This window comes from Anaerococcus sp. HMSC075B03 (genome assembly GCF_001815585.1).
Classification (GTDB): Bacteria; Bacillota; Clostridia; order Tissierellales; family Peptoniphilaceae; genus Anaerococcus; species Anaerococcus vaginalis.
The window spans coordinates 106744-131546 of the sequence record NZ_KV821164.1 but is presented as its reverse complement, the minus strand read 5'-3'; the positions used below and the strand labels follow the sequence as shown (position 1 = coordinate 131546).

At 30.4% G+C, this 24803-nt stretch carries 25 protein-coding genes; 16 read left to right on the top strand and 9 right to left on the bottom strand.

The window, feature by feature from the left end; all coding sequences use genetic code 11:
• The 11 genes from HMPREF3045_RS01370 to HMPREF3045_RS01320 all read left to right on the top strand — a co-directional run bounded on the left by HMPREF3045_RS01370 (position 1) and on the right by HMPREF3045_RS01320 (position 11009).
• Positions 1 to 552 carry a V-type ATP synthase subunit E gene (locus tag HMPREF3045_RS01370; RefSeq protein ID WP_070605842.1) on the top strand — a complete coding sequence of 184 codons (552 nt, stop codon included), beginning with the start codon at positions 1 to 3 and terminating at the stop codon, positions 550 to 552.
• A gap of 10 nt (positions 553 to 562) precedes the next feature.
• Complete coding sequence (locus HMPREF3045_RS01365) at positions 563 to 1558, top strand: V-type ATP synthase subunit C (protein ID WP_070736828.1); 996 nt, start codon at positions 563 to 565, stop codon at positions 1556 to 1558.
• Positions 1551 to 1862, top strand: coding sequence for a V-type ATP synthase subunit F (locus HMPREF3045_RS01360; protein ID WP_004839563.1), 312 nt, complete (start codon positions 1551 to 1553; stop codon positions 1860 to 1862). Before HMPREF3045_RS01365 ends, HMPREF3045_RS01360 begins: the two co-directional genes overlap by 8 nt.
• 13 nt (positions 1863 to 1875) lie before the next feature.
• Complete coding sequence (locus HMPREF3045_RS01355) at positions 1876 to 3642, top strand: V-type ATP synthase subunit A (RefSeq protein ID WP_070736827.1); 1767 nt, start codon at positions 1876 to 1878, stop codon at positions 3640 to 3642.
• Positions 3642 to 5033 carry a V-type ATP synthase subunit B gene (locus HMPREF3045_RS01350; RefSeq protein WP_070736826.1) on the top strand — a complete coding sequence of 464 codons (1392 nt, stop codon included), beginning with the start codon at positions 3642 to 3644 and terminating at the stop codon, positions 5031 to 5033. Before HMPREF3045_RS01355 ends, HMPREF3045_RS01350 begins: the two co-directional genes overlap by 1 nt.
• Before the next feature lie 3 nt (positions 5034 to 5036).
• Complete coding sequence (locus HMPREF3045_RS01345; protein ID WP_004839560.1) at positions 5037 to 5678, top strand: V-type ATP synthase subunit D; 642 nt, start codon at positions 5037 to 5039, stop codon at positions 5676 to 5678.
• Positions 5679 to 5771: 93 nt separating this feature from the next.
• A complete protein-coding gene (locus HMPREF3045_RS01340) occupies positions 5772 to 7106 on the top strand; it encodes a hemolysin family protein (protein WP_070736825.1) in 1335 nt (444 codons plus the stop codon).
• Positions 7107 to 7315: 209 nt separating this feature from the next.
• The gene (locus HMPREF3045_RS01335) at positions 7316 to 8029 is read left to right on the top strand and encodes a glycerophosphodiester phosphodiesterase (RefSeq protein ID WP_070736824.1); all 714 of its coding nucleotides are present in this window, start codon (positions 7316 to 7318) and stop codon (positions 8027 to 8029) included.
• A 16-nt stretch (positions 8030 to 8045) separates the two neighbouring features.
• A complete protein-coding gene (locus HMPREF3045_RS01330) occupies positions 8046 to 9392 on the top strand; it encodes an alanine/glycine:cation symporter family protein (RefSeq protein ID WP_004839557.1) in 1347 nt (448 codons plus the stop codon).
• A 10-nt stretch (positions 9393 to 9402) separates the two neighbouring features.
• Positions 9403 to 10059, top strand: coding sequence for an MgtC/SapB family protein (locus HMPREF3045_RS01325; RefSeq protein WP_004839556.1), 657 nt, complete (start codon positions 9403 to 9405; stop codon positions 10057 to 10059).
• A gap of 224 nt (positions 10060 to 10283) precedes the next feature.
• Positions 10284 to 11009, top strand: a complete 726-nt coding sequence (locus HMPREF3045_RS01320) for a putative ABC transporter permease (RefSeq protein WP_070736823.1) — start codon at positions 10284 to 10286, stop codon at positions 11007 to 11009.
• A 293-nt stretch (positions 11010 to 11302) separates the two neighbouring features.
• Here the strand turns inward: HMPREF3045_RS01320 and HMPREF3045_RS01315 are convergent, their stop codons facing one another.
• The 4 genes from HMPREF3045_RS01315 to HMPREF3045_RS01300 are packed head-to-tail and all read right to left on the bottom strand — an operon-like array spanning position 11303 to position 15659.
• Positions 11303 to 13258, bottom strand: coding sequence for a hypothetical protein (locus HMPREF3045_RS01315; RefSeq protein ID WP_070736822.1), 1956 nt, complete (start codon positions 13256 to 13258; stop codon positions 11303 to 11305).
• A gap of 8 nt (positions 13259 to 13266) precedes the next feature.
• Positions 13267 to 14058, bottom strand: a complete 792-nt coding sequence (locus HMPREF3045_RS01310; RefSeq protein WP_070736821.1) for a metal ABC transporter permease — start codon at positions 14056 to 14058, stop codon at positions 13267 to 13269.
• The gene (locus HMPREF3045_RS01305; RefSeq protein WP_070736820.1) at positions 14051 to 14734 is read right to left on the bottom strand and encodes a metal ABC transporter ATP-binding protein; all 684 of its coding nucleotides are present in this window, start codon (positions 14732 to 14734) and stop codon (positions 14051 to 14053) included. Before HMPREF3045_RS01305 ends, HMPREF3045_RS01310 begins: the two co-directional genes overlap by 8 nt.
• On the bottom strand, positions 14727 to 15659 hold the full coding sequence (locus HMPREF3045_RS01300; RefSeq protein WP_070736819.1) for a metal ABC transporter solute-binding protein, Zn/Mn family: 933 nt from the start codon (positions 15657 to 15659) through the stop codon (positions 14727 to 14729). Before HMPREF3045_RS01300 ends, HMPREF3045_RS01305 begins: the two co-directional genes overlap by 8 nt.
• A gap of 225 nt (positions 15660 to 15884) precedes the next feature.
• Here HMPREF3045_RS01300 and nagA point away from each other — a divergent pair, with 225 nt between their 5' ends.
• Entirely contained in the window at positions 15885 to 17012 is a 1128-nt protein-coding gene (gene nagA / locus HMPREF3045_RS01295) for an N-acetylglucosamine-6-phosphate deacetylase (protein ID WP_070736818.1), read from the top strand.
• A gap of 141 nt (positions 17013 to 17153) precedes the next feature.
• Here the strand turns inward: nagA and HMPREF3045_RS01290 are convergent, their stop codons facing one another.
• Genes HMPREF3045_RS01290 through yajC form a run of 5 tightly spaced genes read right to left on the bottom strand, consistent with a single transcriptional unit; the run spans position 17154 to position 20160 of the window.
• Complete coding sequence (locus HMPREF3045_RS01290) at positions 17154 to 17579, bottom strand: PTS sugar transporter subunit IIA (RefSeq protein WP_070736817.1); 426 nt, start codon at positions 17577 to 17579, stop codon at positions 17154 to 17156.
• On the bottom strand, positions 17579 to 18574 hold the full coding sequence (locus tag HMPREF3045_RS01285) for a PTS system mannose/fructose/sorbose family transporter subunit IID (RefSeq protein WP_019118794.1): 996 nt from the start codon (positions 18572 to 18574) through the stop codon (positions 17579 to 17581). The genes HMPREF3045_RS01290 and HMPREF3045_RS01285 overlap by 1 nt, the downstream gene beginning before the upstream one ends.
• Positions 18564 to 19370, bottom strand: coding sequence for a PTS mannose/fructose/sorbose/N-acetylgalactosamine transporter subunit IIC (locus HMPREF3045_RS01280; protein WP_019118793.1), 807 nt, complete (start codon positions 19368 to 19370; stop codon positions 18564 to 18566). The genes HMPREF3045_RS01285 and HMPREF3045_RS01280 overlap by 11 nt, the downstream gene beginning before the upstream one ends.
• A gap of 18 nt (positions 19371 to 19388) precedes the next feature.
• The gene (gene agaV, locus HMPREF3045_RS01275) at positions 19389 to 19865 is read right to left on the bottom strand and encodes a PTS N-acetylgalactosamine transporter subunit IIB (protein ID WP_004839538.1); all 477 of its coding nucleotides are present in this window, start codon (positions 19863 to 19865) and stop codon (positions 19389 to 19391) included.
• 19 nt (positions 19866 to 19884) lie between these two features.
• Positions 19885 to 20160, bottom strand: a complete 276-nt coding sequence (yajC, locus tag HMPREF3045_RS01270) for a preprotein translocase subunit YajC (protein WP_004839537.1) — start codon at positions 20158 to 20160, stop codon at positions 19885 to 19887.
• 557 nt (positions 20161 to 20717) lie between these two features.
• On the opposite strand from yajC, the gene HMPREF3045_RS01265 reads away from it, so the two are divergent.
• The 4 genes from HMPREF3045_RS01265 (at position 20718) to HMPREF3045_RS01250 (ending at position 24799) form a co-directional block, all read left to right on the top strand.
• Positions 20718 to 21635, top strand: coding sequence for an N-acetylglucosamine kinase (locus HMPREF3045_RS01265; protein ID WP_070736816.1), 918 nt, complete (start codon positions 20718 to 20720; stop codon positions 21633 to 21635).
• Positions 21632 to 22567, top strand: coding sequence for a hexose kinase (locus HMPREF3045_RS01260; protein WP_070736815.1), 936 nt, complete (start codon positions 21632 to 21634; stop codon positions 22565 to 22567). Before HMPREF3045_RS01265 ends, HMPREF3045_RS01260 begins: the two co-directional genes overlap by 4 nt.
• Complete coding sequence (locus tag HMPREF3045_RS01255; RefSeq protein ID WP_070736814.1) at positions 22564 to 23544, top strand: tagatose 1,6-diphosphate aldolase; 981 nt, start codon at positions 22564 to 22566, stop codon at positions 23542 to 23544. Before HMPREF3045_RS01260 ends, HMPREF3045_RS01255 begins: the two co-directional genes overlap by 4 nt.
• Before the next feature lie 121 nt (positions 23545 to 23665).
• A complete protein-coding gene (locus tag HMPREF3045_RS01250) occupies positions 23666 to 24799 on the top strand; it encodes an SIS domain-containing protein (protein ID WP_070736813.1) in 1134 nt (377 codons plus the stop codon).
• Positions 24800 to 24803: the final 4 nt, after the last annotated feature.

Below are 24803 nucleotides of genomic sequence, written 5' to 3'. Positions count from 1 at the left end.
ATGAACAATCTTGATTTATTATTAGATAGAATAAAAGAAGACGGCAAAAAAGAAGCCGATCATATCCTATCTAATGGTCAAAAAAGAAAAGAAGAAATAATAAAAGAATCAGAAGAAAAAGCCCAAAAAGAAGTTTCACAAATTATAGAAAATGCCAAAAAAGAAGCAAAAAGAATAAAAGAAAATTCAAAAGTAACTGCAAATAGACAGGCAAGAGATATAAAAATTGAAGCAAAAAATCAAGTTGTAGAAGAAGTTTTAGAAAAATTAATTGAAAAATTAGAAAAACTTGGACCAAATTCTTACAAAGATTTTGTCCTAAATAGACTAAAAGATTCAAAAATCGAAAAAGGCGAAATACTTTTACAAAAAGATATGAAATTTCATTTCAAAGAAGAAGATTTTAATGGGCTTAAAGTATCAAATGAAAGCGTAGAAGGTGGTTTTGTTGTAAAAAACGGAAAAATTTCCTACGACAATACCTACAAGTCTTTGGTAAACTTTGAAAAAGATTCTTTAGAAAAAATTATAGTTGATGAAATATTTAAGTGAGGTGATTTAGATGGATAGAGAAAAATTTATCCGCCCATCCATTACTACAAGAGTATACGAAAAAAATCTCCTTACTTCAGAAAATTTAAAAAGGCTAATAGATACAGATAACCTAAATGAGGCTATATCATCCTTAAACGATACAAAATATGGCGAGCTTTTACAAAAATTAGATAGAAATGAAGATTATGAAAAAGCCCTATCTCAAATGCTTTTAAATTCATATAAGGATATGATAAAAATAAGCCCTGACGAAAACTTGGTAAAATATTTGGAAGAAAAATATAATTTTCATAATTTGAAAGTTTTATTAAAAGAGCTTATTCAAGATGAGGACTACAAGTCTATCTATATTGATATAGGGAAAATTGACCTTGTAAAAATAAAGAGAAATCTCAAAGAAGACATAAATCAAAATGACAAGTATTTTTCTTATGCAAAAAAAGCCCTAGACCTTTATAAAGAAAATAAGGATCCTCAAGATATAGACTTATCTTTGGATAAAGATTTTTATGAAAAACTTTTAGAAGATAGCGAAAATCTCAATTATGAAAGTTTAATAAAATTTACCAAAGAAAGAATTGACCTTACAAATTTAAAAACACTTTTAAGAATTAAAGGTCAAGACCAAAGTGTAGACTTATTAGAAAAAGCCCTAATAGATGGAGGAAACATTGAAAAAAATCTCTTTAGAGATTCACTAAATGCAGAAAAAACTTCATATTCAAATCTATTTTTCAAAGAAAAAATTTACCCACAAGTAAAAAATGCTTTGGAAGAAGATGATTTGTATAAGGCTATGCAAAAAATAGAAAAAATAATCGATAATCACTTGATGGATTTTGCAAAAGAAAGTAAAAAAGTAAGTTATGGTCCAGAAGTAATTATGGGTTATCTTATAAGTCGTGAAATGGAAATTAAAAACTTGAGAATTATCCTAACAGCCAAACTAAATTCACTTTCTCGTGAATTTATGGAAGAAAGGTTGCGTGATTTGTATGTATAGGGTAGCCGTAATAGGAGATAAAGATTCTGTCCTAATGTTTAAGGCATTGGGAGTTGACGTATATACAGCAGTAGATGGAGAAGATGCAAAAAAACTTGTAAATAAACTTGCCCAAGAAGATGTGGGAATAATATTTATTACAGAAGATTTTGCAGCAAAAATCCAAGATACTATAGACAAATACAGAGAAAAAATGACTCCAGCAATTATACTTATACCATCCAACAAGGAAGATCTTGGACTTGGAATGGCAGATATAAATAAGAGTGTAGAAAAAGCTGTTGGAGCTAACATTTTGAACTAAAAGGAGACCAAATTTGAATAAAGGTAAAATCACAAGAGTATCAGGTCCACTTGTAGAAGCAAAGGGATTATCTGATGCTAATATCTATGATGTGGTCGAAGTTTCAAAAGATAAGCTCATCGGAGAAATTATAGAGATGAGAGGGGATGTTGCAAATATTCAAGTTTACGAAGAAACAACTGGAATTGGACCTGGAGATGAAGTAGTCTCAACAGGAGCTCCATTATCAGTTGAACTTGGACCGGGACTACTTGAAAGAATGTATGACGGAATCCAAAGACCACTAGAAAAACTTGAATTATTGGCAGGAGAATTCCTAAAAAGAGGAGTTACAGCCCCACCACTAAATAGAGAAAAATTATGGGAATTTAAAGCGGAAAAAGAAGTTGGCGATGAAGTAATCCCTGGAGATATTCTAGGAAGTGTTGATGAAACTTCAGTAATTAACCATAAAATTATGGTGCCAAATGGAATTAAAGGAAAAGTTAAAGACATAAAGGATGGAGAATTTACAGTTGACCAAACAGTTGCTGTAATTGAAACAGAAGATGGCGATAAAGAATTAAATATGATTCAAAAATGGCCAGTAAGATCTCCAAGACCATTTAATAGAAAACTTGATCCAGACACACCACTTATAACAGGACAAAGAGTTATTGATACATTTTTCCCAGTTGCAAAAGGTGGAGCTGCATCAATTCCGGGACCATTTGGATCAGGAAAAACAGTTATCCAACACCAAATTGCAAAATATGCTGATGCTGACGTTGTAATTTATGTAGGTTGTGGAGAGCGTGGAAACGAAATGACTGACGTACTTGACGAATTTCCAGAACTAATCGATCCAAAAACTGGCGAATCAATCATGAAAAGAACTGTACTTATAGCAAACACATCAAATATGCCGGTTGCAGCCAGAGAGGCAAGTGTTTATACAGGAATTACCATGGCAGAATATTATAGAGATATGGGATATTCAGTTGCCTTAATGGCAGATTCCACATCAAGATGGGCAGAAGCCCTTCGTGAGATGAGTGGACGTTTGGAAGAAATGCCAGGAGACGAAGGATTCCCAGCTTATCTTGCAAGCCGTATAGCAGATTTCTACGAAAGAAGTGGAAAAGTTATAGTAAACGGACAAGTAGAAAAAGAAGGATCACTTTCAGTAATAGGAGCAGTTTCTCCTCCAGGTGGAGACTTATCTGAACCTGTAACCCAAGCAACCCTTCGTATAGTAAAAGTATTCTGGGGACTTGATTATGATTTGTCTTACCAAAGGCACTTCCCAGCTATAAACTGGTTAAATTCTTACTCACTATACCAAGATAAAATGGATTCATATATAGATAAAACTGTTGATGAAAAATTCTCAAAAAATAGGATGAGAGCAATGAGTCTTCTTCAACAAGAATCATCCCTACAAGAAATTGTAAGACTAATCGGTCGTGATGGATTAAGTGATGATGATAAATTAAAACTTGACGTAACAAAATCACTAAGAGAAGATTTCTTGCAACAAAATGCCTTCCACGAAACAGATGCTTTCTGTCCAATGGAAAAACAAGACTTAATGCTTGATACAATTCTTTATTTCTATGACAAAAGTTTAGAAGCTCTATCTGATGGGGCAAATCTTGACAGACTTGAAGAGCTTGAAGTAAAAGAAAAAATCACAAGATTAAAACTTATAAAAGATGAAAACTTGGAAGAATTTGACCAAGTCAAAGAACAAATCGACAAAGAATGCAAAGAAGCTGTAGCAAAGGGGGAGGATGAATAATGCTAAAAGAATATAAAAGCGTATCAGAAGTAGTTGGACCCCTAATGCTTGTCGAAGATGTTAGTGGAGTTGATTATGAAGAGCTAGTTGATATAGAACTTCAAACAGGAGAAAGAAGAAGAGGAAGGGTAATAGAAATTGACGAAAACAATGCTGTTGTCCAACTTTTTGAAGGATCTTCTGGAATCAACTTAAAATCAACATCAGTAAGATTTTTAGGTAGACCACTAGAACTTGGCGTAAGCGAAGATATGATAGGAAGAACTTTTGATGGACTAGGAAGACCAATCGATGATGGTCCATCAATTATTCCTGAAGAAAAAAGAGATGTAAACGGAGTTGCAATAAATCCTGTAAGCCGTGATTATCCATCAGAATTTATTCAAACAGGTGTATCAACAATCGACGGATTGAATACCCTTGTTCGTGGACAAAAACTTCCAATATTTTCAGGCTCAGGACTTCCACACAATAAATTTGCAGCCCAAATTGCAAGACAAGCAAAAGTATTAAATGATAGTGAAGACTTTGCCGTTGTTTTTGCAGCTATAGGAATTACATTCGAAGAAGCTCAATTCTTTAGACAAGATTTTGAAAAAACTGGAGCTTTGGATAGGTCAGTAATGTTTATAAACCTTGCAGATGACCCTGCAATCGAGCGTTTATCAACACCAAAAATGGCCCTAACAGCAGCAGAATATTTGGCTTTTGAAAAAGGCATGCAAGTTTTGGTTATCATGACAGATATGACAAACTATGCAGAAGCCCTTCGTGAGGTTTCAGCAGCAAGAAAAGAAGTTCCAGGTCGTCGTGGTTACCCTGGATATCTTTATACAGACCTTGCAACCCTTTATGAAAGAGCTGGAAAATTAAAAGGAAAACCAGGTACAATTACCCAAATTCCAATTTTAACCATGCCAGAAAATGATATAACTCACCCAATCCCAGATTTGACAGGCTATATCACAGAAGGACAAATTATTTTATCAAACGAATTATATAACCAAGGAGTAAACCCACCAGTTTCAATTCTTCCATCATTATCAAGGCTTAAAGATAAGGGAATTGGAGAAGGAAAAACTAGAGAAGACCATGCGGATACCATGAACCAAATTTATGCAGCTTATGCATCTGGAGTTGACGCAAGAGAGCTTCAAAAAATCCTTGGAGATTCTGCCCTTTCAAAGGCTGACCTTGCCTTTGCAAAATTTGCAAAACAATTTGAAGAAAAATATATAAATCAAGGATTCTACACAAATAGATCCATAGAAGATACCCTAAATCTTGGTTGGGAATTATTAAAAATAATACCAAAATCTGAACTAAAGAGAATCGATGACGAATTAATCGATAAATATTTGGATAAAGACGAAAACAAAAAGGAGTCTTAGGCTATGACAAGGCTTAATGTAACTCCAACCAGGATGAATTTAAATACCTTAAAGAAAAGACTTGCCACATCCAAAAGAGGCTACAAACTTTTAAAAGACAAGCAAGATGAGTTAATGAGACAATTTCTTGAAAAAATCAGAGAAAATAAAAGACTTCGTGAAGAAGTTGAAGCTGATTTGAAAGAATCATCAAAAGGATTTTTGATGGCTTCATCTTTTATGAGCCCAGAATTTTTGGAAGAAGCAGTAAGTTTTCCAACACAAAAAATTGGGGTAGATATAAAAGTAAAAAATGTCATGAGTGTAAGAATTCCTCAAATGGAATTTAAAATTGACAAGGGAGGAAACGAAAATGCCTCTATGTATCCTTATGGACTTGCTCAAACATCAGCTGATTTGGATCTTGCCATAAAAGGATTAAACAAGGTTATGGATAAACTATTAACTTTGGCAGAACTTGAAAAATCAACTCAACTTATGGCAGATGAAATCGAAGGAACAAGAAGAAGGGTAAACGCCCTAGAATATAGGACAATTCCAGATTTGGAAGAAACAATAAAATATATTAGAGCTAAGCTAGAAGAAAATGAAAGAGCAACTATCTCAAGACTTATGAAAGTTAAAGATATTATATCCGAAGCCTAAGTCTTGAAAATAGAAAATTTCATAGTTTAGTAATAAAGATAAAAGGGACGTGTTAAGCGTCCTTTTAATAAATAAATTTTGAAGGAGAAACAAATGGATACGGAAGGACCCTACGCGAATTTAATAATTTTTTTAATAGTTTTGGCACTTATTTTATTAAATGCCTTGGTTAATATGATTTTTTCATCTTTAACTTCCCTAAATCATCAAAAATTAAGAGAGATGGTAGAAAATGGAGATAGTAAAGCTAAAGATGTTTTGATTTTATCTCAAGACCAACAAAGACTTATGCAAAGTCAAAATTTTCAAGATGGAGTTTTGTCAATTATTACAATTGCCTTTCTTTTATTAAATATAAAAGATACTTTGAAAAATTTTTTAAATAGAGAATCGGATTTTATGCAAATGCTTATAATGATTCTTATGGTAATTGTTTTTGTAGTTATAAAAAGAATTTTTGCCAATATGATTCCTCAAAGAATTGGAATTAGAAATCCCTATACTATTTCCAAAAAGACAAGAGGATTTGCAAAATTGATTTTGTTTTTGACAAGGCCCTTTGTAAGTTTTATAAATAAAATTACAAATATCATTATGAATATTTTTGGAATTGAGTCTAAGGCTATTGAAAAAGAAGTTACGGCAGAGCAAATAAAATCCATTGTCCAAGTTGGAGAAGACCAAGGAGTTTTAAGACCATTAGAATCAAAAATGATTCATTCAATTATGGAATTTGATGACGTGTGGGCAGAAGAGATTATGACAGCAAGGCCTGAAGTATTTATGATTGATATAAAAGATAGGGAGAGAAAATACTTGGATGAATTTATCAAATTAAAACATTCAAGAATTCCAGTCTACGATGAAGAAGTCGATAATATTTTGGGGATAATTTATACCAAAGATTATCTCTTAGAGGCACTTGATGTGGGAATTGCAAGTGTTGATATTAGAAAATTAATAAAACCAGCCTTTTTTGTGCCAGAAAAAATTGAAATTGATAAATTATTTTCTCAAATGCAAAAAGATCATACTCACATGGCGATTTTGATAGATGAGTACGGTGGATTTTCGGGACTTGTTACTATGGAAGATTTGGTTGAAGAAATTGTTGGAGATATGGACGATACATTCGACAAGGATCTACCAGATATTAGAAGTTCAACCAAGGGTTCCTATATAGTAAAAGGTTCGACATCAATAAAAGATTTAAATGAATTTTTGGGACTAGATATTGATGAAGAAAACGACCAATACGATACAGTAGGTGGTTTTATAATCGATAAACTTGGCTTTATTCCAGATGAAGGCTGTGAAAAAGCAGTAGTCTACAAGGATTACGAATTTAAAATTTTATATATTGAAGAAACTCGAATTAAAATTGTAAGAATTAAAAAAATAAAAAATCCTGAAAAAATTTCGGATTAAAATAAAAATTTAAAAAAATGAACCTGTACAAGGCTAAGAAGTCTTTTGTGCAGGTTCATTTATTTTTTGTGTTTGAATAATGTTATTATATTTTTGATAATAAAGTATTGTCAAAGAAAAACTAATATGCTATAATACAAAAGTAATTTTATATGATGGAGAAAAGCTCAGATTTGTTTCTGGGCTTTTTACGTCTATAAGGAGGTTTTATGTTAAATTATGCACACAGGGGCTTTAAGGCAAAGTATCCAGAAAATACTATGCTTGCTTTTAGAAAAGCTCTAGATGCGGGAGCAGATGGCATTGAACTTGATGTTCATTTATCAAAAGATGGACATTTGGTTATAATACACGATGAAAATCTGCTGAGAACTTGTGGCTGTGACGTTTTTGTTAAGGATTTAAATTTAGAAGAATTAAAAAAACTAAATGCAGCCTATGGATATGACGGAATTGATGAGAAAATTCCTACTCTTCGAGAATATTTTGATTTTGTAAAGGATACTAATCTTATTACAAATATTGAAATTAAAAATGGCTTGATAGCTTATGATGGAATTGAAGAAAAATTATATGAGCTTATGAAAGAATATGAAATTTGTGATAGGATAATTATTTCATCTTTTAATCATGAATCTGTTCTTAGGATGAAGGAAATCGATAGCACATTAAAATTGGGATTTTTGGAAGAATCTGTTTTAGCTAATCCTGTGAAATATTTAAAAGATAATGGAATTTTTTATTTTCATCCTTTGGTAAATACTGTTGACAAAGATCTTGTTTCAAAGCTTCATGATGAAGGAATTTTTGTAAATGCGTGGCTTTCTTCAAAACTTTCTTATAATTTGGAAGATTTTGTTGAAATGGGTTTTGATGGTCTTATTACTGACTTCCCTGATAGGGTTGATGAATTATTAAAATAATAAATAAGGAGATTTTATGCAGAATTTAGAACTATTTTTAGAAAAATTTAATAAGATATTGTGGGGAAATTGGCTTGTATTTGTATTGTTAGGCCTTGGTATACTTTATTCAATAGCAACAGGATTTGTACAAGTTAGACATTTTAAATTTATTATTCATAATACTTTGGTAAAAAGTTTTAAGGAAAGAAATATTGAAAAAAGAGAAGGTTCTTTGTCTACATTTCAAGCTATGATGGTAACTTTAGCTGGAAATATTGGTGGAGGAAATGTAGTTGGTGTAGCGACAGCAATTGTTGCTGGTGGATATGGTGCTATATTTTGGATGTGGCTTGCTGCATTTTTTGGAATGGCACTAAAATACGGAGAAATCGTTCTTTCACAAATTTATAGAGGAGAAGACGAAGACGGAAATATCTTATCAGGTCCAATGTATTACATAAGAGATGGATTAAAAGCTCCAGCTTTAGGAATTGTAATAGCAGTTTTGATGACTATAAAAATGATGGGAGCAAATCTTGTTCAATCAAATACAATTGCTACAATACTTGCAGATAATTTTAAAGTCAATAATCTATTGACAGGAATTATTTTGACAATTTTATTATTTATGATAGCAATTGGTGGACTTAAAAGATTAGCAAAAGTTGCAACAAGCCTTGTACCTATTATGTCTATTCTTTATGTTGTATTATGTTTATTAGTTATAATTGTAAATATTAAAAACGTTCCTTTAGTTTTTAAGGCGATTTTTGATGGAGCATTTTCTTTTAAAGCTGCCGCAGGTGGTGTAGGCGGACTTGTTATAGCAAGAGCTATGCAATACGGTATAGCAAGAGGAATGTATTCAAACGAGGCAGGAGAAGGAACAGCACCATTTGCTCACGGTACAGCTATTGTAGATCATCCAGTAGAAGAAGGAATTACTGGAGTTACAGAAGTATTTTTAGATACAATAATTATTTGCTCACTTACAGCAATAACAATAGGAGTATCACAAATACCAATAGACGGAGAAACAATACAAGCATCAAACATGGCAATTAGTGCAATAGGAACAGTATTTAAACCCCTATCTTATGTAGCAATATTTGCACTATTGATATTTTGCTTTACAACCCTTATGGGACAATGGTTTAATGCCGCAAAATCATTTACCTATGCCTACGGAGAAAAATTTACAAGCAAAGTTAAATTTATTTATCCATTTCTTTGCATAGTAGGTTGTTTAGGAAAAATAACAATGGTTTGGACAATTCAAGATATAGCCATGGGACTTGTAATAATTCCAAATATCCTTGCCCTATTAGTTTTAGTAAAAGAAGTAAGAAAACAAACAAAAGATTTTTTCGAAAACAAGTAGGAAAAGCTAAATGGAAGACTTAGAATTTATAAAAATACTAATATTAAGATTATTTTTAGCTTGTTTAGTTGGTGTAATAATAGGTCTTGAGAGAGAATTTAAAGGAAAATTTGCAGGAATAAGAACACATACAATAGTAGCTTTGGGAGCAGCCCTTGCAATGATAGTTTCAAAATATGGTTTTTCAGATTCAAGCCATTACGATGCAGAAAGAATTGCAGCACAAATAGTATCAGGTATAGGATTTCTTGGGGGAGGTCTTATATTTATAAAAAAAGATTATATATCAGGACTTACCACAGCGGCAGGAATTTGGACTACAGCAATAATAGCCATGAGCATAGGTGCTGGAATGTATATAATAGGAATATGCTCAAGCATATTAATATTAATTTTACAATTGTTTTTAAAAGAAGAATTTGGGATTTTTAGTTTTATAAAAAGGCCCTATACCATAGATATAGTTTTAGATAATCCTATGAGCATAGAAAAAATATATAAGTACTTCAAAAAAGAAAATATAAAATTCAGCGAAAAATCCATAAATTATAGAGATGATAAGCTGATATTAGAAGTACAATATCACAATAAAAACGAAAATGAACTAATAGGAATTATAAATTTTTTGAGAGAAAACAGAAGAGTTTTTAAGTTTAGTTTGGATTAAACAAATTTATAAAGTAGACGAAAAATTCCAAAAATCGCAAAGTGAAAAGTTTACAAAAACACTGCTAATTAATAGTAGTGTTTTTTGTTTTAGTTTTTATTGTTTCTAATATTTTTTAATAATAAAGCTATAAAATACATTTCAAAAAATTTCTTTCGTTTTATTTTTTTGATAAATCGCTTATAATATTAGTAAAAGAATTAGAAATTAGGGATAGGTGGTTTATGGTAATTAATAGGTATATAGTTTTTTATTTTTTCTTTGCCCTTTTGGGTTGGGTTTGGGAAAGTATTTATTGCACTGCTCAAAATCAAAAATGGCAAAATAGGGGGTTTTTGTATGGACCTCTTTGTCCGATTTATGGTTTTGGATCGATTTTTGCTCTTTTTGCTTATGATTTGGTAAATGGTGGAGTCTTGGAAAGACTTTCGTCGCTTCAAATTTTTGTTGTGGGATTTGTGGTTTCCATGATTTTGGAATATCCTACTTCCTATATTCTTGAAAAATTATTTCATGCAAGATGGTGGGATTATACGGATGTGCCTTTGAATTTAAATGGAAGAACTTCTGTTCCAACTTCTGTTGGTTTTGGTCTTGCTGGAATTTTGGTTATGAATTATTTGATTCCTATGGCAGAGAATTTGTACTTGCTCTTGCCAGAAATTTTTGTAATAATTTTGCCTTTTATTTTGATTGGAATTCATTCATCAGATTTAACTCTCACAGTAATAAACTTAACTAACTTCCAAAAAGAATTAGATGAAATTGAAGAAAACTTCCAAGAAAAAATGACTCAAAGAGTGGATAGTTTCTACAGAAAGAAAAAAATGTACAGCCCAAAAGCTCTTAGAAGGGTTGTTTCCTTTAGGATGAGTGAATCAAGAAATAAAATTGCTGAAAGAATTTTAAAGGGAATAGAAAAAATCGAAGAGGAAAGAAAAAAATCATAGAATATTTTTAAAAAAACAGGTGGATTTGACCTATCCCATATAATTTGGGAGTAAGCTAAGATCAGCCTGTTTTTTATTTCTTTTCAATGTTGATTAGGAAAAATTAAATTTATATGATTTTTTATAGTTAATAAAAACTAGCTATCTTGATAAATGTCTGCCCTCTTTGATGGTTTTGCCAGAAAGAGGGCATTTTATGGGTAATAGATATAATTTTAAATATGGACAAGTGTATTAACAAAATCAAGCTAGATAAGTTTTATATTTTTATAGCTTAAATTTTCCTAAGAATTTTAATGGTTATTTTCGCTACTGGTTGGATTTTCTTTTTTTATTTCTTCTGTTGGATTTATCTCTTTTGATTGATTTGTATTTGTTTGGTCTTTTTCCTTTTTGTTTTCTGGGGTATTTGACTTATCCTTGTTATTTTTTTCTTTTTTGCTATTTTCGTTTTTTTCAATATTTTCTATTTTTTTATTTTCGGTAATTTCTTTTGTTTCAATTTCTTCTTTATTTTCTTCTTCTATTGTTTCTTTTTTGATTGAAACTTTTGGTAAATCTTTTTTGTAGGTAATTTTTCCATTTTTCATTTCAAAATCTCTTGTATAGAAGTTTAGAGTTTGATCTTGTATGAATACTTGAACCATTGAATCTCCTATATTTAAAATATCTGCTGAGTCTACTTTATAGTGGTTTTTCAAGAATTCTTTTATATCTTCGATTTTTATTTTTGATTTGTATTCTAGGTTTGTGTTTGGGTTTTCTATTTTGTATTTTATTGTTTTTACAACGTCTTTGGCTGTGTATGGACCAAATTTTTTGTCTTTTTGCATTTGGATGATTTGTTTTATTGTTTTTGCATGATAATGGTTTAGATGGTACCAATAAAAAATATTTTCTCTTACTCCGTTTGACCCATATACTGCTTCATTTTCTGGAAGATTTCCAAAATGTGTAAATTTTGATAGGTCGCCTTCAAGGTATGGAATTACTCCTTCTATTAATTCGGCTCTTATATCTTTATATTCGAAAATTTCATCGTCTGATACGGCAATATCATCGCTTTCGTTTTTTTCTACTATATATTCTGCGTCTGGATAAATATGTCTTGGATTTTCTTTTACTACTCCAACTTCTTCATCGCCTCTGTACAAATGCCAGTGATCTTTGTGATCGATTATTTTGGTAATTCCTTTTGGCCATTTTTCATCTTTTTTATCTTTTGGTGGCTTAACTTCGGGATTATTTTTTTCTGGTTTTTTGTTTTCTGAATGATTTTTATTTCCATATTCGCCAAAGTATGCCTTAGGGAATAAATCTTTTGGATTTGTGTAGGTTATTGCCTCTCTATTTTTTGAATCATAAACGTGGTAGTGGTCATTGTGAACAAGAATTTTTACTATGTCATACCTGTTTATAGTTCCCTTTCCTAAGATTGGAATTAATTTTAAATTTTTTATTTTCTCAAGTCTTTCTTTTTCCTTGCTTGATGAATTTTCGTTTTTATTATTTTTATTTTTTCTATTGTTTTTCGAATTGTTTCCTGCATTTGCAAGTTTTTTATTTGTTTTGGTATTTTGATTTGAATGATTTCCAGTATATATTCCAATTTTTATGTGTGGATAAGAAGTGCTTGGATTTGAATATGAAATATATTCATTTCCATTTGCTGTATAGATATGCCAATGGTCGCCGTGTTGTAATATTTTTACAACCTTATCTCCTGATAGTTTTTTCGAATTATTTGTTTTGTTTTTTGCTTGACTTGTAGGATTTGTCCTATGGTTTCCTGTGTATGTTCCAATTTTTATATTTGGGAAAAGCCCTGATGGATTTTCGTATGTTAAATATTCGCCACCATCTTTTGTATAAACGTGCCAATGATCGCCGTGTTTTTTTATGGCAATAACATTTTTGTTTTTTAATTTGTTTGTATCGACTACATCTACAAGATCAACGCCTCCATCTTTTCCAAAATCTTTTGGATCTTTGTAAGAGATGTGTTCTTTGCCGTCTTTTGTAAAAATATGCCAATGGTCTCCGTGTTTTACAACTTTGACTATGTCATCTTTTTTAATTTCTGAATCGACTAAAACTTCCGTAGTATTGTCTTCTTTTATTTTTTGTTCTGTTTTTACGCTTGCTTTTTTTTCTTTTTTGTCTTGGATTTTTTCGTTATTTTTATTAAAACATGAAGTCAAAACGAAAGATGTTGCCAAAGCAAGGGCAATTATTTTTTTATTTTTCATATAATCTCCTATTTTTTTATTAAAAGTACTAAAATCAAACTAAATACCGCTATTAAAACTACAACTGAACCAGGTCTTAGGTTAAAAATATAAGAAAGCATAAGTCCTGCAAATACAAAAACCAAAGAAAAAATTATGGAAAGGATTAAGCTATTTTTGTAAGATTTGCAAATTTGTATTGCAATAATTGATGGAATAACCAAAAGTGAGGAAACTATCAAAGAGCCAATTGTTTTTGCAGAAATTGCTACAGCTATCGCTGTCAAAAAACTTATTGTAAAATTCAATAGCTTAACTCTAAGGCCCAAAATTTGAGAAGAATTTGGATCAAAAAGCAAAAGGTAAAAATCATTGTAAAAATGAAAATAAATTATTAAAAAGCAAAGACTTAAACCAATTAACAAATAAAATTCTTCTTGAGAAATTGTAACAATTGAGCCAAAAAGATATGAACAAATAGCATTTGCACTTGCGGATAAATCAGCCATAATTCCAGCAATTCCAATTGATGCTGCAAGAATAATTACTGTTGAAACTTCTTGGTAATTTTTCAATTTATTTCTAATAATTTCTATAGAAAAAGCAGCAAATATACAAAAAATCATAGCCGAAAGAATTGGGCTTATGCCAAATGCAAGACCTATGCTAAGACCTGCCAAAGATGAATGGGATAGAGTATCCCCAATCATTGAAAGTCTTTTTATCAGAACTAATTGACCAATACAAGGAAGGATAATAGCAATTAAAGCTCCAGCCACAAAGGCCTTTTGCATAAAATCATATTCAAAAATATTAAACATAAAAATCTCCCAAACTTTCCTTTAATTTATTTTTGTCGATTTTTCTAATTTTCTTAGCAGACAAATGAAAAACTTCATCAGCAAAAATAGATGCAAGTTTATAATCGTGGCTAATCATCAAAATAGTTTTTCCGTTGTTTGTTAAATTTTTCAAACGCTCATAAAAATCCCTAGAAAATTTCATATCTATAGCAGCCGTAGGCTCATCCAAAATAAGTAGCTTTGCATCTTTTATAAAAGCTAAAATCAAAGCAAGTCGTTGTATTTGTCCCCCAGACAAATCACAAAGAGCATGATATTTTACATCAAGCAAATCAAAATCTTTCAAGAGCTTATCAATATCGTAAGATTTATTCAAAAATTTTATGTGGTTTTGAATAACTTCCTTAACATTCGTTGGAAAAAGTTTATAAGATTGAACAGAAGTTTGAGAAATGTAAGCTAAATCTTTGTAGTGATTAGACTTTTCTATTGGATCAGAAAAAATTTTAATCTCTCCCCTATAATCCTTTAATTGATTTAAAATTAAACGAATAAGAGTTGTTTTTCCAGCGCCATTTTCACCAATTATCAAGGCGAATTTTCCTTTTTCAACCTGCATAGATAAATTTTCCAAAATATTTTCCTGTTCATAAGAAAAACTTAAATTATTAATCTCTATTGCAAACTTACTCATAAAAAGACTCTTTCAAGGCTTCTAAATTTTTTTCCATCAATTTCAAATAACCCATTTCAGCTTCCTCTTTAGTCAAATTTTCCATAGTATATAAAGTCGACGTTTTTGTATTCGTAGATTTTGCCAAAGTTTCAGCAACTTTTGGGGTAGCCTTACCTTCAAAAAATATTGTAGAAATATCATGTTTTTTCACAAAATCAGCTATAGTTTTAAGTTGCTTAGCAGAAGGCTCATCCTCAGGAGATATTCCTGTAACTGCAACTTGTTTTAAATTATAATCATCAGCCAAATAATTAAAAGCGGCATGAGAAACAACAAAATATCTTTTATTCTCATCAACATTTTTAAGCTCATCAGCAAATTTTTTGTCTAATTGCTTGAATTTTGCAATATTTTCATCAAGATTTTTCTTGTAATAATCTTTATTTTTAGGATCAATTTCAACAACTTTTTCATAAATATCCTCAAGCTCAGTAATTGCATTTTTTATAGAAAGCCAAGTGTGAGGATTTACCTTATCCTTTGAAACTTTTCCATCCTTTGCAGAAGAAAGTAAAGTTAAATTTTTAGAAAGATCAACAAATTTTTCCTTATTATCAGAAGAATTTTTTAAATCATCAATGAAAGTTTCCATAGAAGCTCCGTTATAAATTACCAAATCAGCCTTGATAATATTTTTAATATCTTCAGTTTTTAGCTCAAAAGAATGAGGCTCTTGGCTTTTATCAATAATAGATTTGACAATAAATTTATCGCCAACAATTCTTTTTGTAAGCTCCTCCACAGGAAAAAAGCTTGTATAAATTAATTTCTTATTAGAAGAATCTTCTTTTTTTGAAATATTTTCTTTTTGACATCCCCCAAATAAAAAAATAAATCCAAAAATTAAAAAAACCGCTAATAAATTTGTTTTTTTGTGTTTCATATAATCTCCTTTCTTGCAAATGATTCGCATTATAATATTTTTAATTCTACTACAGAAAAAAAATAAATGCAAATGATTTGCAAGATAAAATTAAAGATTTTATAAATTATTCTATCCAAAGATTTTTTTAAGATTTGTAGAGATTATTATAAAATTTATCAAAAATATAAATTGAAAAAATTATTCATTTCGGTATTGTAAAAGTAGAAAAGAAAAGGAGAATTTATGATTTACAAAGCAGATTACGTAATACTAGAAGACAAAATTGAAAAAGATTTATTTGTAGAAGTGGAAGATGGAAAGGTAAAATCACTTTCCAAAAATGAGCCAGAAAATTTCACTTATTTGGAAGGAATTTTGGCTCCAGGACTTGTGGACACCCACATTCACGGCTACAAAAATGAGGATATAATGAATGCCAAAAAAGGAGCATTGGATATAATTTCACAAGGCTTACTTGAAACAGGTGTCACATCATTTTTGCCAACAACTCTTACAGATTCAACTGAAAGATTAAATGAAGCTGTAAAAGTTGTGGGAGAAGAATATAAGGATGTAAAGGGTGCAAAAGTTAGGGGAATATTTTTGGAAGGTCCATTTTTTACAGAAAAATATAAGGGAGCCCAAAATGAAAAATATATGTCCGATCCTGATATAGAAAAATTGAAAAAATGGAAAGAATTATCAGGTGGACTTGTAAATAAAATTGCCATTGCCCCAGAAAGAGCCGGATCACAAGAATTTATAAAAAAAGCAAATGCCATGGGAGTTTATGTTGCCCTAGGACATTCCGATGCATCTTATGATGAGGCTATTAAAGCAGTAGAAGATGGAGCAAATATTTTTGTTCACACTTTTAACGGAATGAGCGGACTTCATCACAGAAATCCTGGTATGGTAGGAGCAGCTATGAATTCGGATGCAATTTCAGAATTAATTTGCGATGGTCATCACGTAAATCCAGCTGCTGCAGAAATTTTGATAAATAAAAAAGGCTATGATAAAATTGCCTTAATAACAGATTGTATGATGGCAGGAGGAATGCCAGAAGGATCATACAAACTTGGAGAATTTCCAGTAAAAGTAGAAAATGGAACAGCAAGATTAGAATCAGGATCATTAGCAGGCTCAATTTTAAAATTAAAAGAAGCAGTTCAAAATGTAGTAAATTGGGATATAGTAGATGTGTTTGAAGCAGTCCAAATGGCATCATTAGTCCCAGCAAAATCTGTAGGAATAGATAATGTGTGCGGAAAAATAAAACAAGGCTACGATGCAGATTTTATATTATTAGATTACGATTTAAATTTAAAAGCAACCTATTTAAATGGGGAGAAAAAATACCAAAAATAAATTATCAAAAAACAGGTGTTAGCAAAATAAATGCTAACACCTGTTTTTTTGAAAATATTTAAATAAATTTACGAGTTTATTAAAATTTTAATACAATATTTTAACTAGGTTTTAAATTATTAATTAAAGTTGATGTAATTTTTATATTCCATCTTCAAAATTATCGTCTTCAATTTCGTTTTCGTTTTTGTATTGTATTACTGATTCTTTTCCGATATTAATTATTTCTTCAACGCTTTCATCAAGATTTCCAGAAGAATTTAAAGCTTGATAAAGGCTTGCAAAATTTAAACCAGCTATAACTCTTACGTTTGGAAGATCTCCCAAAGTCATTACGGCTCTGTTAAATGGGGTTCCTCCTGCAAGATCGGCAAGGACTATAACATTCTCATAATCTTTTAATGATTTGTAATTTTCTTTTAATTTTTCATCAAATTCATCAAGATTATCATTTTCTTTAAATTCTTGTATTTTTAAATTTTCAAATTCTCCTGCAATCATCTTAACAGCGGAATAAACTCCGCTGGCAAGAGATGCATGACTTGTTGCTATAACTGCATTAGCCATTAAAATACTCCAATATAGGCACCAGCTACACCGAGGATTAATAAGAAGGCAATACATTTAATTGGAGTCCATTTTTTCTTTGTCAATAAGAAAAATAGCAACAAAGTTATAGCTAGGGGTACAAGATCTGGAATTATTCCATCTAAAACTTCTTGAATTTTAACTTTAACAGGTTGTTCTTCGTAAGTGTTAAATTCGATTTCGGATTTTCCATTTCCTAAATCTCTTATAACTGCTCCATCGTTTAATTCTTTTTTATCTTTGTCTTTATATAATAATTCGTCATATTCTGATAACTCATCGTTATTAACAACTGTATCTACTAGAACAGGTGCATTTGTTGTACCATTATCTACTTCAAGTGCTATTGATGTATCTCCATATACGCTTACTAAAGCTCCTACAACCAATACTCCAAGAATTGATGCAGCTCTAGTAAATTCTTTAGCGTTTTGCGTCAAAACATCAATGGCAGATTCGCCCATCCTATATGACCAATTCATCAACCAAAATCTTATAGCAAATTGGCATATATTAAATACTACAAAGAAAAGTATAGGACCTGCAATTGAGCCCTGCAAGGCCATGTTTGAAGAAATACCTGCAACGATTGGTACAAGGGTAAACCAGAATAAGGCATCTCCTATTCCTCCCAAAGGTCCCATGGCTGCAACTCTTACGGCTCTTATTGTAGGGATTTCGACTTTATTTTCTTCTAGTGAAAGGATAATTCCCATAACAAATGTTATAAGGAAAGGATGTGTGTTAAAAAATTCTAGGTTGTGAGCCATTGATTTAGAAAGGTCATCCTTATTTGTGTGAATTTTTTCAAGACCTGGCAAGATTGAATATAACCATCCACCAGCTTGCATTCTTTCGTAGTTAAATGATGCTTGAAGAAATAATGATCTCCATACCATCTTATTTAATGTTTTTTGATCTAGTTTTTGACTAGGATTGGTATCTTTATAAGAATTCATATCATTATATTCCATCTTCTTCTCCTCCTTCAAAATTTGCAGATGCACTTACATTTTTTAATCCTACATGAACTTGGTAATCCCAGAAAGCAAGTGCAAATCCTATTAATGAAATTATTAATAGAGCTGAACCAGATAGGGATTCGTTAGCCATTACAATAACTGCAAGGGCAAATCCGATAAAGAAAAATCCCCAAAGATCTCTTGAAACCATAAGTCTTAATAAAACTGCAAAACCTACAAATTTCATCATACCACCAGCAACTCCAAGACCGTGCATTAGAGTTTCTGGAATCATAGCTGCAAGTTTAGCACCGAATGAAGATCCTGCTATAAAGAATAAAACTACTATAATACCAAAAATACTTCCCAAAAGAATCATTGCGAAATAATTGATTTTTTCGATTCCTTTAGGGTCTGCATCTTTTGCATATTGATCAGCTTTTGCCATAACTGGACTCATCAAAGTAAATATAATTGTAACACCGTATTGACCTAAAAGTGCAAAAGGAATTGCTGCAGCTACTGCTGCATTAGGTTCAAGACCTGATGTTACGGCAAAAATAACAGAAACTATTCCGCCTATAACTGCATTTGGAGGTTGAGCTCCACCTACAGGCATATTTCCTATTGTCATTAATTGATAAGTTGCCCCAACTATAAGTCCTGTGTGCATATCTCCCAAGATAGCTCCTATAACAGGACCTGTAATTATAGGTTGATATAATGATTCTAGGAAAGAGAATTGGTCAATAGCTACTACAAAAGTAACTAGAAAAATTAAAATTATTTGTAATATATTAAAGTTCATACAATCCTCCTAGATATTTTATGAAAATAATTTATTAATGTCTTCTGCTGATTCAGTAGGTACCTTTCTAATTTCTAGATTGACACCTTTTTCTTTAAGTTTTTTAAAAGCCTCAACGTCGTTGTCGTCAACAGCAACAACTCCTGCAACTTGTCTTTTACCTTCAGCCATGTGCATATTTCCTATATTAAGATCTTTAATAGGAACACCGCCTTCAACAAGTGTTAGAACGTCTTTTGGGCTTTCACATATTATGAAAATTTTTTGCCTATCAGCAGCCTTGTGTATAGTATCAATTGTCTTTTGAAGAGTCCAAAACCTAGTAGCAACACCATTAGGAGCAGCCATAGTCATAAGATTTTGTCTCATTTTATTATTTGCTACATCATCATTTGCAACAAGAATAAGATTTGCGCCAATAACCTTTGTCCATTGAGTAGCAACTTGTCCGTGTAATAGTCTATTGTCTATTCTAGTTAGAACAATATTAGGCATAATAAAACTTCCTTTCAAATTAATTTAGTATTTCACTAATAGAGTAACGGCTAACTTTAATTTCAACATCCTTGGCAATTTTGATGATAGCATAATCTTCTTTCAAAGAAACAATTTTTCCATAAATACCATCAGTCAACATAACTTCCTTGCCAGGTTTAAGATTTTTGTGTAAGCTTTCAAAATATTTCTTTTTCTTTTTTAGATTTCTGTGGCTTAATATTTGACTAATTAGTACAAAAATAGCTATAAAAATCAATAAAACCAAGGATGTCCTTGCTATTTCACCTAACATAATCCTCCTTTCTTAAATTATCGAAACAATTTTAAAAATTTTTAGAAACATTTTCCCAAATTTTAAAAAAATTATTCTCTAAATTTGAAATATAATTGCCAAAATTTTAAAGTGAGAAAAATTTTATAAAAATAGGATATTTTCTAGAAAACCAGAAAAATAAAAACAAAATATTTATCTGGTAATTACCATTATTTTATATAAAATTAATTGATATGTCAAGAATTAATTAAAAAAATAATTTTAAAAGCTCATTTAAGCATAAAAAAGTCAAAGCAAACTAATAAAAAAACAAATTACAATAATAAAAATTCAATCAAAAATTATTCTTGTAAGAAAAATAAATTTTGCAAAGTAAAGAAAACGATACATTAAAATAAAAGAAATTATAAAAAATTTTAAAGCTTAGAAAATTTTAATTTGAGATTTTTAAAATTAAAAATTATTTTTAAATCCTGAATTTAAATTTATTTCCTTGACCTTGGTCTTTATTTTATATATACTAATATTAGTAATGGTAGTTACCAATGAAAAACTTTTAAAAAGGATGGTATCATATGAGAGAAGTTTTTTTGGGGATTGATGGCGGTGGAACAAAGACGGCTTTTGTTCTTGAAGTTAATAAAAAATTATATGAGCACAAGGAAAAAACTATTCACTTAAAGCAAATTTCTAGAGAAGAATTTTTTAAAAGATTAAAAAATGGAATTGAAATTTTAGTTAAAAAGGCTGGAATAGAAATTTCTGATATTGATTTTACTTTTTTGGCTATGCCGGGCTTTGGTCAATTTAAGGAAGACGAATCTTTTATTCTTGAAAGTCTTGAAAAAATTTTGGGCTCTAAAAATTTCAAAGTTGGAAATGATTGTTTAAATGGTTGGGCAGGCTCTTTGAATGCGAATGCTGGTATTAATTTGGTTCTTGGAACTGGCTCAATTGGTTTTGGTGTTGATAATAATGGAAATAGTATGATGTGTGGAGGCTGGGGACCTTTGCTTGGAGATGAGGCTAGTGGGTATTATATTGGTCTTAAAATTTTAAATATTTTTACAAAAATTTCTGATGGTAGATATGAAAAAAGTCCGATTTATGATCTTTTGAAAAAGGAATTGGAAATCTCTGATGATTTTGAAATAATTACTTTGGCAAATAATATGCAAAGAGATGAGCTTGCAAGTCTTTCAAAAATTTTCTCTAAGGCAATTGATGAAAATGATACTTATGCTTTAAATCTTTTGGATGATGTTGCAAAAGAGGCTAGCCTTGTTATAAATACTCTTATCAAAAAATTGGATTTTAAAGGTGCTGTTAAGGTTTCATATTCTGGTGGCGTTTTTAATTTGGGTCAAAGATTGCTTGATAAGATTGAACAATATGCTGATGATAGGGTGGAAATTGTAGAACCTTTCGCAAATCCTTCTATTGGTTCTTTGATTTTGGCAAAGAAATTTTATGAAAAAGGAGAGATGATTTGATTTTAAGTATAACGGCAAATCCTTCTGTTGATATTTCATATAATATTGAAAATCTCAAAATTGATGATGTTAATAGGGTAGAGCTTGTAAATAAAGATGCAGGTGGCAAGGGCATTCATGTTTCTTATGTTTTGAATGAATTGGGAGAAAAGGTAACAAATTCTGGTTTTTTTGGTGGAAAACTTGGGGAATTTATTGAAAAAAGGCTTGATGAAAGAAAAATATCCCACGATTTTATTAAACTTGAAGATGAAACTAGAAATTGTATTGCAATAATTCATGATAATAATCAAACAGAAATTCTAGAAAAAGGTCCAAAGATTGGCTTGGAAAAGGAAAAAGAATTTTTGGATCATCTTGAAAAAATATCAAAAAATATTGAAATAATTAATATATCTGGTTCTTTGCCAAAAGGTCTTGATGCAAGTTTTTATCAAAAAATTATAAAATTTGCAAAAGAAAATAAAATATTTGTATCGCTTGATACATCTGGAAATACTTTGAAAGAAATTGTTAAAGGAAAAATCAAACCTGATTTGATAAAGCCAAATGAAACAGAAATAAAAGATATTATTGAAAAAGAATTTCCAGAAAATGAAGAGGAAATAAGAAAAATATTTGAAAAAGCTCCCCTTAAAGATATTCCTTATGTAATTATTTCTCAAGGAAAAGATGGAGCTATATTTAAAATAAAAAATAAAATTTATAAGGCTAAAGTTCCTAAGGTTAAAGCTATAAATCCTGTTGGAAGTGGCGATTCGACCTTGGCTGGAGCCTTATCTGCAATTTTTAATAAGGAAGATGATGAAGATTTTATAAAAAAATCAATGACTTGTGGACTTTTGAATGTTCTAAATGAAGAAATTGCCCACATAAATATAAATGATTTTGACAAATACAAAGAAAAAATAGAAATAAAGGAGTTAATATGAAAATTTCAAAAGAAAAATTAGAAAATCTAAAAAAATTAGCAAATGAAGATGGAGTAATAGCAGCTCTTGCCATAGACCAAAGAGGTTCTATGGAAAAAATGATGAAAAAAGCAAACGAATCTTTGAATAATGTTGAAGGAATTTCTGAATTTAAAAGACAAGTTTCAAAAGAGCTTACTCCTTTTTCATCATCAATTTTGTTAGATCCAATTTATGGAAAAACTGCTATTGATGTAAAAGATGAAAATGCGGGATTAATTATAAGCTACGAGCAAACAGGATATGATGAATATGAAGTAGGCAGACTTCCTAAATTAATTGATTTTATGTCAGGACTTAGGGCAAAAGAAATGGGAGCAAACGCATTAAAAGTTCTCTTGTATTATGATGTTGACGAAGATGAGAAAATAAATGATGTAAAAAAAGCTTGGGTTGAAAGAGTTGGCTACGAGGCAGAAGGCTTAGGACTTCCATATTTTTTGGAAATTGTAACTTATGATTATACACTTGATAGCGAAAAAGATGAAAAATATGCAAAAGTTAGACCAAAAAAAGTAATTGAAGCTATGAAAGAATTTGATAATCCTAAGTATAAGGTTGATGTTTTGAAAGTAGAAACACCAGTTAATATGAATTTTGTAGAAGGCTATGGGGAAAATTTTGTTTATAGCAAAGACCAAGCTAAGAAATTTTTCAAAGACCAAGCTGATGCAACAAATATTCCATTTATATTCTTATCAGGTGGTGTAAGCGCAGAACTTTTCAAAGAAACTTTGATTTTTGCAAAAGAAGCAGGATCAAATTTCAATGGAGTTTTGTGCGGTAGAGCTACATGGAAAGATTGCGTTGATATATATGCAAAAGATACAGAAAAATCAAAACAATGGCTTAAAGAACAAGGAAAAGAAAATATTCAAAGCTTAAATGAAGTTTTAAAAGAAACTGCTGTTTCAATATTTGAAAAAATTGAAAAATAAAAAAATTAAAAAAATAAATTAAGATAATTATTAATAAATCAATTAAATTGGTCTTGAATAAAGTACCAGAGAAGATATAATAATATTTAAATGATGGTTACTACCAATGAAGGAGGGCGTAATGCTTTTAGATGAAAGTAAGTTGGAAGAAAAAGATTTTAAATACACTTACACAGAAATTTTAAATCAAGCAGATACATGGCTTGAAGTTTATAATTTATACGAAAAAAGAAAAAATGATATAGAAAATTTTTTAAAAAAAGTTGGCAAAGATTGTAAGGTTATTTTTACAGGGGCAGGAACAAGTGAATACGTTGGAAACATTGCCCTTGATTATTTAAAAACTCATGGAGAATTTGAATTCGAATCAGTTGCAACAACAGATTTGGTTTCAGCTCCTTACCTACATTTTGAAAAAAATCAAAAAACACTTTTGGTTTCTTTTGCAAGAAGTGGGAATTCCCCAGAATCTCTTGCAGCTGTAAAACTTGGTAAGCAAATTGTGGATGATTTTTATAATTTGCCTATAACTTGTGCAAAAGAAGGAAAACTTGCTCAAGCTTTGAAAGATGATGAAAATTCTTATGTATTTTTGGAACCAGAAATAACAAATGATAAAGGATTTGCTATGACAAATTCATTTTCATCAATGTTACTTGCCACTTTATTGATATTTGATACAAAAACAAAAAATAAAAAAGAAATCGTAGAAAAAATTTCAAAACTTGGAAAAGAAATTTATAATAACTTGGAAGAAATTGAAAATTTAGTAAATTTTGATTTTAATAGGGTTGTATATCTTGGATCAGGTCCCTTGGGAAAATTGACAAAAGAAGCAAGATTAAAAATTCTAGAATTAACAGCTGGAGAAGTTGCAACAATTTGGGAATCATCAATGGGATTTAGGCACGGTCCAAAATCATTTGTTGATGAAAATACTCTTGTAATTTCTTTTGTTTCATCAAATCCTTACACAAGATTATATGATTTAGATATTTTAGATGAAATAGCAAATGATAAAATAGCAAAAAAAATAATAGGAATTTCAAATTCAAAATTAGATAGGGATTATGAATTGATATTTGAAGAAGATGGATTAGATGATGTATATCTTTGCCCTGCCTATATAATTATTGGACAAATAATTGCCTTAGTAACCAGCCTTAGAGTAGGAAATACTCCAGATAATCCATCAAGAACACACACAGTAAACAGGGTTGTAAAGGGCGTTACAATCCACGATTATAAAAATTAAGGAG